Source organism: Pseudomonas sp. H11T01, assembly GCF_048515765.1.
In the GTDB taxonomy this organism is placed as follows: Bacteria; Pseudomonadota; Gammaproteobacteria; order Pseudomonadales; family Pseudomonadaceae; genus Aquipseudomonas.
The window spans coordinates 17,703-30,548 of sequence record NZ_JBLYED010000030.1 but is presented as its reverse complement, the minus strand read 5'-3'; the positions used below and the strand labels follow the sequence as shown (position 1 = coordinate 30,548).

Sequence of the window (12,846 nt, the reverse complement as noted above, 5' to 3'; positions counted from 1 at the left end):
TGGAACGCCGTGGACACCATATCTACTGCTTCGCGCTGGCGCCCGGCGGCTTCGGCCATGTCGCTGGAGACCTGGGTCGAACTCTTGGAGGTGGCGAGGATCTTGTTCGCTGCCTGGCCGATGTTCTGGATCAGGCTGCGGATGGCGGCCAGGAACTGGTTGAACCAGTTGGCCAGTTGCGCGGTTTCATCGCTGCCACGGATCTGCAGGTTCTTCGTCAGGTCGCCTTCACCTTGAGCAATCCCTTCCAGGCCACTGGCAACACTGCGGATCGGCCGCACGATAAGGCTGGCGAAACTCGCCCCGACCACGGCGAAGATCACCGCCAACACCGCGGCGATGATTGCGATCAACCAGGTCAACTGGGTCGCCGAACTCATCACTTCGGTTTGTTTGATCAGGCCGATAAAGGTCCAGCCCAGCTGTTCCGACGGCCAGACGTTGGCCATGTAGCGCTCGCCGTTCAGTTCGACTTCCACCAGGCCTTTGCCGGCCTTGGCCAGCTGTGCATAACCGTCGCCGAGGCTGCTCAGGGCTTTAAAGTTGTGCTCCGGTTGCTTGGGATCGACCAGCACCGTGCCGGTGTTTTCCATCAGCATCAGGTAGCCGGTATCGCCGAGCTTGATCTGTTTGACAATTTCGGTGAGCTGCTTAAGCGTCACGTCGATGCTGACCACGCCACCCATGGCGCCCAACTTGTTGCCGATGGTGCGCACGGTGCTGACATAGGTCGTGTCGTCGGCGGCATAGTAATAAGCTTCTGTGCGAAACGGTTTGCCCGGATTGGCCATGGCAGCCTTGTACCAGGGGCGCTGACGGGGGTCGTAGTTGTTCAGCTTCGCTTCGTCAGGCCAGGAGACGTAACCGCCGGCATTGGTCCCCACGATCGCATAGGCGTAAGACGGATGGCTGGTGCCAATGCTCTCGAGCAGGGTAAAAACCTGTTTGTCCATTTCCCCTTGAGGAATGTCTGCCGCGTTGGCGCTGACGTAAGTTTTGAGGCTGTCATCAGTGTTTTTGATCAGCGGCTGGTTGGCCAGATAGTTGACGTTCTGGCTGATGCCATCGAAGAATATTTGCATGGCGTTGCTGACCTGACGAATCTCACGGCCGCTGCCGTCGACGAAACTGTCTTTCGCATCGCTGCGCAGGTTCAGCACCACCAGGGTGGCGACCAGGATGACGGGCAAGCAGGCGATGATTGCAAACGCCCACGTCAGTTTTTGTTTGATGTTCATCCGCGCTCCAGATTTTCTTATAAGCCCACGAAGTGCTGATGACTCGCGGATTAATGGCAGCCGTAACAGCCTTGCGGTGTTTTTTTGCAGTCCCTTTCACCCTGCGACGTGGGCGGTCTCCGTCAAGGAGAACCAACGCGGTCCGCTGGCGTCTTTTTTCTGGTTGTCTGACAAAAATGTGTTGTCTCTGATGACTTCGGCCGGCGGCGGGGAAAATTGAGGCCCTTCGCAAAAAATCCTACGCAGACCTGGCGCCGTGGTGTCAGCTTCTGTCGGAAATACCGTTGTATCTGGTTGCCAACAAGAGCAGAACACTCGGCTATGATTCGGGCGGTCGATCGAAATCGGCAGGTTTGGCTGATTTATCTGGCACATTGAGTGCTTCTGAGGTGTTCATAGGTCGGCAACCTCTCCCCCGTGTGAGAGGATTGCCGTATAACGAGTGACATTCGCGTGTTTGGTAATAAAGGACCCACAATAAAAGCTGATGAAGACTCCAAAACGCATTGAACCCCTGATCGAGGACGGTCTGGTCGACGAGGTGCTGCGCCCACTCATGAGTGGTAAAGAAGCAGCTGTTTATGTGGTGCGCTGCGGTAACGAGTTACGTTGCGCCAAGGTTTACAAGGAGGCGAATAAACGAAGTTTTCGTCAGGCGGCCGAGTATCAGGAAGGCCGCAAGGTGCGCAACAGCCGTCAGGCTCGAGCGATGGCCAAGGGCTCCAAGTTCGGCAAGAAAGAAACCGAAGACGCCTGGCAGAATGCCGAAGTGGCGGCGTTGTTCCGTCTGGCCGGTGCTGGCGTACGAGTCCCCAAACCGTACGACTTCCTTGAAGGCGTGCTGCTGATGGAACTGATCGCCGATGAATACGGCGACGCGGCGCCGCGTTTGAACGACGTGGTACTGGAACCGGATCAGGCGCTTGAGTATCACGCCTTCCTGATCCAGCAGATCGTGCTGATGTTGTGTACCGGTCTGGTGCACGGTGACCTGTCCGAGTTCAACGTGCTGTTGACGCCGACAGGCCCGGTGATCATCGATCTGCCGCAAGCGGTGGATGCGGCGGGCAACAACCACGCGTTCAGCATGCTGGAACGGGATGTCGGCAATATGGCGTCCTACTTCGGGCGTTTTGCGCCGCAGTTGAAGGGCACCAAGTACGCCAAGGAGATGTGGGCCTTGTATGAGGCTGGCACCTTGCACCCGGCCAGTGTATTGACCGGTGAGTTCGACGAGCCGGAAGAGTTGGCGGATGTCGGCGGCATCATGCGTGAGATCGAAGCCGCACGGCTCGATGAGGAACGTCGACAAGCGGTGCGCGCCGCAGACGACGCGCCTCCGAGCAAGGCCGAAGAGCCGCCTCCACCCTGGATGCAGTGATGGGCTAAACAAAAATCCGGCCTCGGCCGGATTTTTTGTGGAGGGTGTTTTATTCGAAACCGAGTCGTCTGCCTTCGCGGGCAAGCCCGCTCCCACAGGTTATGCGCGATCCCTGTGGGGGCGGGCTTGCCCCAATGCCAGTCAGTTAAGGAAAAGTCAGATCCGGGTGCTGTGCTCTGGTCCGAAATCCACCCCTCACCCTAACCCTCCCGGAACGCCGGACCGCCCCAGAGGGGCGAGGGAACTGATCTTGAGTGTCTGCCGAGCTGCTGCGACCTGTGAAATCGGGTCGATTATGGATTCAACGTATTACTTTCAGGTCACAGCACATCTTCAGAAACTCACATTCTGCTCCCTCGCCCCTCTGGGGCGGTCCGGCGTTCCGGGAGGGCTGGGGTGAGGGGTGGTTTTTGAGCCCGGCGAATAATCTGAAGCGCTCCTCGAAAAAATGCCGCTTAACTGACCGGCATTGGGGCTTGCCCGCGAAGGCGTCAGATCAGGCAACACCCTTCTCACAGCATCCACCCGAGGCCAGTTCCTTGAGGATCGGGCAGTCGGGTCGATGGTCGCCGTGACAGTGTTCGACCAGATCCTGCAAGGTGTCGCGTAACTGCCCCAACTCGCGGATCTTCAGGTTCAGCGCCTCGATATGCTGATGAGCCAGTGCTTTGACGTCGGCGCTGGCACGCTGTCGATCCTGCCAGAGGGTCAGCAGTTTGCCGACTTCTTCCAGTGAGAACCCCAGATCCCGTGAACGTTTGATAAAGGCCAGGGTGTGCAGGTCGGCGTCACCGTACACGCGGTAGCCGCTGTCGGTGCGATGGGCCGCCTTGAGCAGACCGATCGACTCGTAATAACGAATCATCTTTGCACTCAGACCGCTCTGACGGGCTGCTTGGCCGATGTTCATTCAGCGTCCTCCAGGTCTTTGGGTTTCCAGGTTTTCAACAGTAACGCATTGCTTACCACGCTGACGCTGGACAGTGCCATGGCGGCGCCGGCCAGAACCGGATTGAGCAGGCCGAATGCCGCCAGCGGAATCCCGATCAGGTTATAGACGAAGGCCCAGAACAGGTTCTGGCGGATCTTCGCGTAGGTCTTGCGGCTGATCTCCAGCGCCGCCGGCACCAGTCGCGGATCGCCGCGCATCAAGGTGATTCCGGCTGCATGCATGGCAACGTCGGTGCCGCCACCCATGGCAATACCGATATCGGCCGCCGCGAGTGCCGGTGCATCGTTGATGCCATCGCCGACCATGGCTACTACGCCGGTTTTCTTCAGCTCGGCGACGGTGGCGGCTTTATCGGCTGGCAGCACTTCGGCGTGTACATCGGTGATGCCCAATGCTTGAGCGACGACCCGGGCGCTGCCACGGTTGTCGCCCGTCAGCAGATGGCTGCTGATATGGCGGGCGTTCAGCGCTTGCACCGCTTGCAGGGCGCCGGGCTTGAGGGTGTCGCCAAATGCGAACAGACCGAGCACCCGGGGTTGCGGGCTTTGTTCGATGAGCCAGGACAGCGTCCGGCCTTCTGTTTCCCAGCGTTGAGCGGACTCGTTGAGTGTGCCGGCATTCAAGCCGCTTTCCTCCAATAGTCGCCGATTGCCCAGAGCGAGGCGGCGGCCATCTAACGTACCGGCGATGCCACGACCCGTCAGGGACTGGCTGGCGCTGACATCGGCCACGGACAAATCGCGTTCGGCGCAGGCGTCCAGCACGGCTTTGGCCAGCGGGTGTTCACTGCCGCGTTGCAGAGCGCCGGCCAGTTGCAGCAGGCGGTCTTCGTCACCATCGATGGCGCTGAGGTGGACGATTTGCGGAGCGCCGGAGGTCAATGTGCCGGTCTTGTCGAAAACCACCGCGCTGACTTCATGGGCGCGTTCCAGTGCTTCGGCGTCCTTGATCAAAATGCCGTGGCGGGCCGCAACACCGGTCCCGGCCATGATCGCCGTGGGCGTTGCCAGGCCCAGAGCGCACGGGCAGGCGATCACCAATACCGCGACCGCATTGATGACGGCAGTTTCCAACGGCGCGCCATACAGCCACCAACCGACCAGCGTCGCCAGTGCCAGCAACAGCACGACGGGCACGAACACCTGGCTGACTTTATCCACCAGTTTTTGGATCGGCGCCTTACCGGCCTGGGCGTCTTCCACCAGACGAATGATCCGCGCCAGGACCGTTTCCGCACCGAGCGCCAGGGTGCGCACCAACAGACGACCTTCGCCATTGATCGCACCACCGGTGACTGGGTCGCCGGGTTGCTTCGGCACGGGCAGGCTTTCGCCGCTGATCAGCGCTTCATCGGCATGGCTCTGACCTTCGATCACTTCGCCATCCACCGGGAAACGTTCACCGGGTTTGACCATGACCAGATCATTAAGGCGCAAATCGCTGATGGCGACGTCCTGTTCGCGGCCGTCGATGACTTGAATCGCCCGTTCTGGACGCAAGGCTTCAAGGGCGCGGATGGCGCTGGCAGTCTGGCGCTTGGCGCGGCTTTCCAGGTATTTACCGAGCAGCACCAGAGCGATCACCACCGCCGACGCTTCGAAATACAGGTGCGGCATGCTACCGGCGGTCGCAGTCGCCCATTCATAAAGACTCAGGCCATACCCGGCGCTGGTGCCCAGAGCCACCAGTAAGTCCATGTTCCCGGCACCGGCCCGAACGGCCTTCCAGGCAGCGACATAAAAACGCGCACCGAAGATGAACTGCACCGGCGTCGCCAAGGCAAATTGCACCCAGGCCGGGAGCATCCAGTGCAGGCCGAAGGGTTGCACCAGCATCGGCAGTACCAACGGCAACCCCAGAATGATTGCCAGCAACGAGGCCCAGCGCTCGCGATGCAAACGCTGTTGTTGATCAGTGAACGTCGATTGCTCGCTTTGCCACAGGCTGGCGGAGTATCCGGCTTTGCTGACGGCTGCGATCAAGGTCGCGGGCGGGATCTGGCCAAGCAATTCGAGGTGCGCACGTTCATTGGCCAGGTTGACGCTGACGCTCTTCACCCCGGCGACTTTACCCAGTGCTCGCTCGACCCGCCCGGCACAACTGGCGCAGGTCATGCCGGCAATCGGCAGATCGAAGGTGATTGATTCGGGCATGGGGCGTACTCCCTGTAGAAATTAACTACAGGATCAACCTTGCCATGCTGGCAAGGTCAAGCGCCATTGCATCGTCAGCAAAAACCATTCGCGGGCAAGCCCGCTCCCACAGGTATCGCGCATAACCTGTGGGAGCGAGCTTGCCCGCGAAGACGGCATAACAGCCAACTCTCAATGTGCGTCGAACTGATCAATATCCCAGCGCCGCCGGTTTCAGGTACATACCTGCCTGGGTCATGGCGATACGGAATTTGAGGATCTGACCCGCCTTGAGGGTGATGTTCTGCGAACCAGGCGCCAGCATCCCGGGGTTGCAGCCCGGTGCCTGGCCCGGCAACAGCTTGAGCCGTAGCGAAACGCTGCCTGGTGGCAAATTGAACGAAGTGCTCTGCTCCTGGAACAGTCGCGCGGACAACTGATCCTGGATGTACACACCGATCTCGCAAGAGGTCGCGACTTCCAGGCGTTCGCGGGAAATAATCAGCACGCCGTAATCTTCTCCGGCGGCACAGGCCATTTGCGCCGTACCGAAAAGGCTGAGGATGCTGAATAGGCTAAAGGCTGACCAGCGCATGGGCTGAATCTCCTACTGTTGTGTCATTGATGGCGCAGCTTGGCCGAGCACGGCACCGATTGCCAGCCCGGCAGATCAAAGCAGAACTTGACCTTGCCATCGTGGCAAGGTCAAGGATGGCCACATCCCTCATTCAAGGAGAAGCCTCATGCAAGTATTCAACGTTCAAGGTATGTCGTGCGGCCACTGCGTTCGGGCCATTACTCAAGCGCTGCAAGACAAGGACCCGGCGGCCAGTGTTCAGGTCGACCTCGCTGCAAAAGAGGTGGGCGTTGAAAGCGCTCTGTCGACAGAGGAAGTGATCGACCTGATCAGCGAAGAAGGTTACGCGGTGACGCTGGCCTGAGTCTTTTTATTAGTTAGCGACCTATCGGAATGTTCAAGGCATCCAAGCGCGGCTAGACTGTCGGACTGCTGACTGACGCGAAACCTGGATGCCAGATGAACTTGCGCACAATTATGATTCTCGGCGCGTTGAGCGCCTTCGGCCCGCTGGCGATTGACTTCTATCTGCCGGCCTTTCCGGCAATGGCCCTGGCGTTTGGTACAGATGAAAAACACGTTCAGCTGACGCTGGCAGCTTATTTTCTTGGCTTGTCCATCGGGCAACTGGCCTATGGTCCGGTTGCGGATCGCTTCGGTCGGCGGATTCCACTGCTGGCCGGGGTCACGCTGTTTACCCTGGCGTCCCTGGCCTGTGCGTTTGCGCCTAGCCTCGACTGGCTGATTGGCGCGCGTTTCGTCCAGGCCTTGGGCGGTTGCGCGGGGATGGTGATTTCCCGGGCGGTGGTCAGTGATAAGTGCGATGCAGTGGCGTCGGCCAAAGTCTTTTCACAATTGATGCTGGTGATGGGCCTGGCGCCGATCCTCGCGCCGATGCTTGGCGGGCTGATGGTCAACCTTTATGGCTGGCAGTCGATCTTTATTATGCTGACCTTGTTCAGTGCGCTGTCTGCTCTGGCCGTGGCGCTGGGATTGCCGGAAAGCCTGCCGGCCAATCAGCCGCGCCAACCGTTGTCAGGCGCTTTGCGACAATATGGTCGGTTGCTGTCAGACAAGGTCTTTCTCGGTCATGCCCTGACCGGCGGCATCGCGATTGCCGGGATGTTTGCCTACATCGCCGGTTCCCCCTTCGTCTTCATCAAACTCTACGGCGTGCCGGCCGAGCATTTCGGCTGGCTGTTCGGTACTAACGCGGCGGGCTTCATTCTGGTGGCACAGATCAATGCGCGGTTGCTGTCCAGGCGTGGGCCGGCCTTTTTGCTGGCGCGCACGGTGTGGGTTTATCTGGCGGCCGGGCTGACCTTGCTGGGCGTCAGCGCGCTGCACACGACTCAGTTGTGGCCGTTGCTGGTGCCGCTGTTCATCTGCATCGCGAGTCTGGGCTGCATCATTCCCAATGCCTCGGCCTGCGCCATGAGTGGTCAAGGCGCACGGGCGGGCAGTGCTTCGGCAATGCTCGGGTGCTTGCAGTTCAGTGTCGCCGCCGGAGCGGCGTCACTGGTCGGGATTCTGCATGACGGCAGCGCCATGCCGATGGCCATGGTGATCAGTCTGTGCGGAATTCTTGCAGTGACTGTGGCCATGGCCACCCGCCGACTGCAGAACGCGAGAATCGCGGCGCAAGCGGCGGTCTGACTCAGCCAGCAGCTAGTTGCTGACGGTCAGGAAATCGATGGGGGGCTTGTAGTCGTGTTTCCAGGGTCGTGGCGAAGGCGCGGGCTTCGGCTTCACTGCGGAATGTCACCGCGTGCTGGTCGAGCCTGACCTGCCATTGAGGGCCTTGAGATTTTGCCAGTTCTTTTATCAGGATCTTCATTGCTGACCTCCTCATGTAAAAGACAACATTGCAAAGGACACAAGTGTAGACCCCGAATGCGTTCAGAAATATGACTGAGGTCAAGTCTCTGACTGACGGTGTCATCCGCCTCCCACACCTATTGCGGATGACTCCCACAGCTCTGTGTTTTAGAAGCCTTCGAGTACGATCTTGCCTTTGGACTTGCCGCTTTCCAGCAGTTCGTGAGCTCGACGCAGGTTGGCCGCGTTGATGGTGCCGAAGTGTTCGCCGACGGTGGTTCTCAGGGTGCCGGCGTCGATAAGCTCAGCCACGCGATTGAGCAGCTTGTGCTGTTCGAGCATGTCTGCGGTTTCGAACAGCGAGCGGGTGTACATGAACTCCCAATGCAGCGACAGGCTCTTGCGCTTGAGCTTGGTGACGTCCAGCGCCTTTGGATCATCGATCAGTGCCAGTTTGCCTTGAGGCGCCAGCGCTTCGACCAGTTGATCGAGGTGTTCGTCGGTCTGGGTCAGGCTGGCGACGTGGGTCACCTGAGTCTGGCCGGCGCGATTGAGTTCTTCGCTGAGCGGCTGGCTGTGATCGATCACCAGATCAGCCCCCAGTTCACGCACCCAGCTCTGGGTTTCGGGGCGTGACGCGGTGCCAATCACTTTCAGTGCCGTGAGTTGGCTGGCCAGTTGGGTCAGGATCGAGCCCACGCCACCGGCGGCGCCGACGATCAGCAGGCTTTGGCCCTGATCGGCTTTTCCTTCCTGGATTTGCAACCGTTCGAAGAGCAACTCCCAGGCGGTGATCGCGGTCAGCGGCAATGCAGCGGCTTGTGCGAAGCCGAGGGTTTTTGGCATGTGACCGACAATTCGTTCATCAACGACGTGCAGTTCGCTGTTGCCGCCGGCACGGGCGATGGAGCCGGCATAGAACACCTTGTCACCGGCCTTGAACAGACTGACTTCGCTACCGACGGCTTTGACCACACCGGCCACATCCCACCCCAACACCTTGGCAGCGCGGCCTTCGGGCTGGACGTTCTGACGGACTTTGGTGTCCACCGGGTTGACCGAGATGGCTTTGACTTCAACCAACAAATCCCGTGGGCCGGCCAGCGGTTCTGGCAGTTCGATGTCCTGCAGGGATTTGGGGTCGTTGATGGGCAAGGACGCGTAGTAGGCAATGGCTTTCATGGAAGCTCCCAAGGGGTAATAAAACTGGAGGGTAATATTTCGATGGGCAGATCATTGGCTATTTCTCTCGAAGATAAAACCCGCTAAAACAGCAGTCTCTTTCAATATTTTTTTGATAATGGCCGGTGATTAACGATGTTGCGTTTCGATGACTTGCAGTTGTTCGTGCGTGCGGCGGACTTGGGCAGTTTGTCTGCGGCGGCGCGGGTGATGGATATGTCGGCGGCGGTGGCCAGTGCCGCGTTGAAACGTATCGAGCAGCAATTGGGTGCCCGGTTGCTGGCGCGTTCGACCCGCAGTCTGCGTCTGACCGCCGAGGGCGAAGGCTTCCTTGAATACGCCCGGGCCGCGTTGAGCAACCTTGACGAGGGGCGTCGGCTGCTGGCCAGCGGGCAGGATCAGGTAAGCGGGATTCTGCAGCTGTCGGCACCTTCCGATTTTGGGCGCAATTTGCTGCTGCCCTGGCTGGATGAGTTCCAGCGTGAACACCCCAAGCTCACCGTGCGCTTGTTGTTGGGTGACCGGATTGCCGATCTGTTCCGTCAGCCGGTGGATATCGCACTGCGTTACGGTGAGCCGGAAGACTCAAGCCTGGTGGCCTTGCCAATTGCCCCGCAGAACCGCCGAGTGTTGTGCGCCGCCCCCAGCTATCTGGCCCGGCATGGCGAGCCTCGGCAACTGGAGCAATTGGCTCAGCATAATTGTCTGTTATTCATGCTTGGCAGCCGGGTTCACGATCACTGGACCTTTCATGACGGCAAGCGCGAAGTGGGGTTGACCGTCAGCGGCGATCGCTTCAGTGACGATGCCGATGTGGTGCGTTTGTGGGCCGTGGCGGGTGCGGGGATTGCCTATAAATCCTGGCTCGATGTGGCTGCCGATGTGCTGGCCGGTCGTTTGCGAGTGCTGATGCCGGAGTTACTGTGTGAGCGTGCACCGCTGAATTTGTTGTGCGCCCATCGCGCACAATTAAGTAAGCCGGTGAACTTGCTGCGTGAAATGATTAAGTCACGGTGTGAGACGTTATCCAGTCAATGCCCAACAGTGTTTGTCTCTGATGATTAACCGCCCTTAAATAGTGATGGGCTTTTTCGTTGTTTTCGAAGAAGTTGGTCGCTTTAGTTTGCAATATCGCCCGGTTTTCATGTCTTGGTCGGTGATACATTACGGGTCAATATGTCTCAGCGCAGTAGACGAACGATTCAACAGGGAGTTAAGACATGGAATATGCACCTTGCATCAGTCAGATTGCCACGTTGCTGGCAGACCCAAAGCGTAGCGCAATGATGTGGGCCTTAATGGACGGTACCGCCCGGCAATCCGAAGAGTTGGCGTTACTGGCAGGTTTGTCACTGTCCTCGGCCAGTGCGCACTTGGCGCGCTTGTCTGCTGGAGGGCTGTTGAAAGTCGAAGCGCGTGGGCGAAAGCGTTTTTTTCGCCTTGCCGCTCCCGAAATAGGCGCCGCAGTCGAAGCCTTGGCCAGCGCCTCTATCGCCAGTGCACCACTGGCGATGCCTGACGGATTAAAGCGCAGCATCTCCCCGGCAAAAAACCAGATACCTGCGTCCTCGCTGCTGAAGGCGCGGATTTGTCATGATCATCTGGGCGGAGAGATGGCCGCTGATCTTTATCAACGACTACTGGATGCGGGCTGGATCGAGCAGTCCCATCAACGCATCGTCGTCACCCATAAAGGCGCCAGCCAGCTTGCGGCACGGGGTATTTTCATCCAGGCGCTCGCTCAGCGAGACACGCAGATTGCCTGTTCCTGTCCTGACTGGAGCGAGCGTCGACCTCATTTGGGCGGAGCGCTGGGCGCCGGGTTGCTGCAGCTATTCATGCAGTCGGGCTGGCTGAGCATCCCGGGCGAATCACGCGCTCTGCAAATCACCGCGATCGGGCAACGTGAAATCGCCAGCTTCGCCAAGCTGACCGAGCTGGAAAAGGCCACATGATGTTTGCAGCGACGTCTGTGCTCTCGGGTTTCAAACGTCGTTCACGGGTGCAGGCAGGTCGCATCCAGCAACAACCCCGGTAAACGATCCCGCACACTCGATTCGAAGACTATCGATTCGGGGGAGAGGGTATGGGGATTCAAGGATATAGCGCTGCTGAGCGCCTGGAGCGGTTACCCATCAGTGGTTACCACCGAATCATTTTCATCATCATTGCCCTGGCGTTTTTCTTCGACTCCATGGACCTGGCCATGATGACCTTCCTGCTGGGCTCGATCAAAGCCGAGTTCGGATTGAGCACGGCGCAGGCGGGTTTGCTGGCCAGTTCGAGTTTTTTCGGCATGGTTCTGGGGGCGTCCTTGTCCGGTATGTTGGCCGATCGCTTTGGTCGCAAGCCGGTATTTCAGTGGAGCATCGTGTTATGGGGGCTGGCGAGCTACCTGTGCTCCACGGCGCAGACGATCGAAATGCTCACGCTGTTTAGAATCCTGTTGGGGATCGGCATGGGCATGGAGTTTCCGATTGCCCAATCGATGCTCTCCGAGTTGATTCCGGCCAAGGGACGTGGACGTTACATCGCATTGATGGACGGCTTCTGGCCTATCGGGTTTGTGGCGGCTGGGATTCTTTCCTACTTCCTGTTGCCCGTCGTTGGCTGGCGCGACATTTTCCTGGTGTTGGCGGTGCCGGCGGTATTTGTCCTGGCCATCCGCTTCTTCATTCCCGAGTCACCGCGTTGGCTGGAACAGGCCGGGCATCACGATGCGGCAGACAAGGTATTGCTGCGCATCGAAGAGCGGGTTCGCGCTTCGTTGAACCGGCTCGATTTGCCTGAGCCGATTCGTCTGCCACGTATTGCCATCCACCCCGTGACTTTTTTTTCGGCATTTCGCGAGTTGTGGTCACCGCTCTATCGCCAGCGCACGATGATGATCTGGAGTGTCTGGTTCTTTGCATTGCTCGGTTTTTACGGCCTCACTTCCTGGCTCAGTGCGTTGCTGCAGCAGTCGGGCTTTGCCGTGACGCAGTCGGTGTATTACACGGTGCTGATCTCCCTTGGCGGGATTCCCGGGTTTTTGATGGCTGCGTGGCTGGTGGAGCGTTGGGGGCGCAAACCCGTGTGCATCGTGACCTTGCTCGGTGGCGGGATCATGGCGTTCTTTTACGGGCAGAGCGCGGTGTTTGGCGGCAATGTCAGCTTGCTGATCGGTTCAGGATTGCTAATGCAGTTCTTTTTGTTCGGTATGTGGGCAGTGCTTTATACCTACACGCCCGAGCTGTATCCGACGTCGGCGCGAGCTACCGGATCAGGCTTCGCCTCGGCGATCGGCCGGATTGGTTCGCTGCTCGGGCCAGTGGTGACCGGGATGGTATTCCCAATCACCGGGCAGGGCGGAGTGTTTGCCTTGGGCGCGATGTGTTTTGCGATCGCCGCAGCGGTTGTCTGGCTCTTCGGGATGGAGACTCGGGGCAAGACGCTGGAGGAGTTGAGCGAGGTGGTGGCGGGCTGATGGGCGATCGTTCCCACGCGCAGCAAAGGAATGCCGCCCTGGACGCTCTGCGTCCGCTTTGGATGTGACGCGGAGCGTCACCGGATGCATTCCCACGCGG

Annotated in this window: 11 protein-coding genes and 1 pseudogene; 6 read left to right on the top strand and 6 right to left on the bottom strand. The window is 59.1% G+C overall.

Annotated features, from left to right (window positions below; translation table 11 throughout):
• Positions 1-149: 149 nt before the first annotated feature.
• Positions 150-1,082 (bottom strand): annotated as a pseudogene (locus ACN1C3_RS28095) (cache domain-containing protein); the annotation flags it as partial.
• A 643-nt stretch (positions 1,083-1,725) separates the two neighbouring features.
• Between ACN1C3_RS28095 and ACN1C3_RS28090 the strand changes: the two are divergent.
• Positions 1,726-2,619: a PA4780 family RIO1-like protein kinase gene (locus tag ACN1C3_RS28090; protein WP_419118992.1), complete on the top strand. Its 894-nt coding sequence runs from the start codon at positions 1,726-1,728 to the stop codon at positions 2,617-2,619.
• A gap of 496 nt (positions 2,620-3,115) precedes the next feature.
• Here ACN1C3_RS28090 and cueR read toward each other — a convergent pair whose 3' ends face one another.
• The 3 genes from cueR to ACN1C3_RS28075 form a co-directional block, all read right to left on the bottom strand.
• Positions 3,116-3,529: a Cu(I)-responsive transcriptional regulator gene (gene cueR, locus ACN1C3_RS28085; RefSeq protein ID WP_419118991.1), complete on the bottom strand. Its 414-nt coding sequence runs from the start codon at positions 3,527-3,529 to the stop codon at positions 3,116-3,118.
• Complete coding sequence (locus ACN1C3_RS28080) at positions 3,526-5,724, bottom strand: heavy metal translocating P-type ATPase (protein ID WP_419118990.1); 2,199 nt, start codon at positions 5,722-5,724, stop codon at positions 3,526-3,528. The genes cueR and ACN1C3_RS28080 overlap by 4 nt, the downstream gene beginning before the upstream one ends.
• 190 nt (positions 5,725-5,914) lie before the next feature.
• On the bottom strand, positions 5,915-6,298 hold the full coding sequence (locus tag ACN1C3_RS28075) for a hypothetical protein (RefSeq protein WP_419118989.1): 384 nt from the start codon (positions 6,296-6,298) through the stop codon (positions 5,915-5,917).
• Between the two features lie 148 nt (positions 6,299-6,446).
• Between ACN1C3_RS28075 and ACN1C3_RS28070 the strand changes: the two genes are divergently transcribed.
• Complete coding sequence (locus ACN1C3_RS28070; protein WP_419118988.1) at positions 6,447-6,644, top strand: heavy-metal-associated domain-containing protein; 198 nt, start codon at positions 6,447-6,449, stop codon at positions 6,642-6,644.
• A 95-nt stretch (positions 6,645-6,739) separates the two neighbouring features.
• On the top strand, positions 6,740-7,936 hold the full coding sequence (locus tag ACN1C3_RS28065) for a multidrug effflux MFS transporter (RefSeq protein WP_419118987.1): 1,197 nt from the start codon (positions 6,740-6,742) through the stop codon (positions 7,934-7,936).
• Position 7,937: 1 nt separating this feature from the next.
• Here the strand turns inward: ACN1C3_RS28065 and ACN1C3_RS28060 are convergent, their stop codons facing one another.
• Together ACN1C3_RS28060 and ACN1C3_RS28055 are read right to left on the bottom strand one after the other, a co-directional pair.
• Positions 7,938-8,117: a hypothetical protein gene (locus ACN1C3_RS28060; RefSeq protein WP_419118986.1), complete on the bottom strand. Its 180-nt coding sequence runs from the start codon at positions 8,115-8,117 to the stop codon at positions 7,938-7,940.
• 149 nt (positions 8,118-8,266) lie between these two features.
• Positions 8,267-9,280, bottom strand: a complete 1,014-nt coding sequence (locus tag ACN1C3_RS28055) for a zinc-binding alcohol dehydrogenase family protein (RefSeq protein WP_419118985.1) — start codon at positions 9,278-9,280, stop codon at positions 8,267-8,269.
• A 135-nt stretch (positions 9,281-9,415) separates the two neighbouring features.
• Here ACN1C3_RS28055 and ACN1C3_RS28050 point away from each other — a divergent pair, with 135 nt between their 5' ends.
• The 3 genes from ACN1C3_RS28050 (at position 9,416) to ACN1C3_RS28040 (ending at position 12,746) form a co-directional block, all read left to right on the top strand.
• Positions 9,416-10,345 carry a LysR family transcriptional regulator gene (locus tag ACN1C3_RS28050; RefSeq protein ID WP_419118984.1) on the top strand — a complete coding sequence of 310 codons (930 nt, stop codon included), beginning with the start codon at positions 9,416-9,418 and terminating at the stop codon, positions 10,343-10,345.
• A gap of 155 nt (positions 10,346-10,500) precedes the next feature.
• Positions 10,501-11,235, top strand: coding sequence for a transcriptional regulator (locus ACN1C3_RS28045; protein WP_419118983.1), 735 nt, complete (start codon positions 10,501-10,503; stop codon positions 11,233-11,235).
• Between the two features lie 131 nt (positions 11,236-11,366).
• A complete protein-coding gene (locus tag ACN1C3_RS28040) occupies positions 11,367-12,746 on the top strand; it encodes an MFS transporter (RefSeq protein ID WP_419118982.1) in 1,380 nt (459 codons plus the stop codon).
• Positions 12,747-12,846: the final 100 nt, after the last annotated feature.

What these genes read in the sequence shown, in the direction of transcription:
- ACN1C3_RS28090 (WP_419118992.1), top strand. Translation starts at nt 1,726, where the DNA reads ATGAAGACTCCAAAACGCATTGAACCCCTGATCGAGGACGGTCTGGTC.
- cueR (WP_419118991.1), bottom strand. Translation starts at nt 3,529, where the DNA reads ATGAACATCGGCCAAGCAGCCCGTCAGAGCGGTCTGAGTGCAAAGATG.
- ACN1C3_RS28080 (WP_419118990.1), bottom strand. Translation starts at nt 5,724, where the DNA reads ATGCCCGAATCAATCACCTTCGATCTGCCGATTGCCGGCATGACCTGC.
- ACN1C3_RS28075 (WP_419118989.1), bottom strand. Translation starts at nt 6,298, where the DNA reads ATGCGCTGGTCAGCCTTTAGCCTATTCAGCATCCTCAGCCTTTTCGGT.
- ACN1C3_RS28070 (WP_419118988.1), top strand. Translation starts at nt 6,447, where the DNA reads ATGCAAGTATTCAACGTTCAAGGTATGTCGTGCGGCCACTGCGTTCGG.
- ACN1C3_RS28065 (WP_419118987.1), top strand. Translation starts at nt 6,740, where the DNA reads ATGAACTTGCGCACAATTATGATTCTCGGCGCGTTGAGCGCCTTCGGC.
- ACN1C3_RS28060 (WP_419118986.1), bottom strand. Translation starts at nt 8,117, where the DNA reads ATGAAGATCCTGATAAAAGAACTGGCAAAATCTCAAGGCCCTCAATGG.
- ACN1C3_RS28055 (WP_419118985.1), bottom strand. Translation starts at nt 9,280, where the DNA reads ATGAAAGCCATTGCCTACTACGCGTCCTTGCCCATCAACGACCCCAAA.
- ACN1C3_RS28050 (WP_419118984.1), top strand. Translation starts at nt 9,416, where the DNA reads ATGTTGCGTTTCGATGACTTGCAGTTGTTCGTGCGTGCGGCGGACTTG.
- ACN1C3_RS28045 (WP_419118983.1), top strand. Translation starts at nt 10,501, where the DNA reads ATGGAATATGCACCTTGCATCAGTCAGATTGCCACGTTGCTGGCAGAC.
- ACN1C3_RS28040 (WP_419118982.1), top strand. Translation starts at nt 11,367, where the DNA reads ATGGGGATTCAAGGATATAGCGCTGCTGAGCGCCTGGAGCGGTTACCC.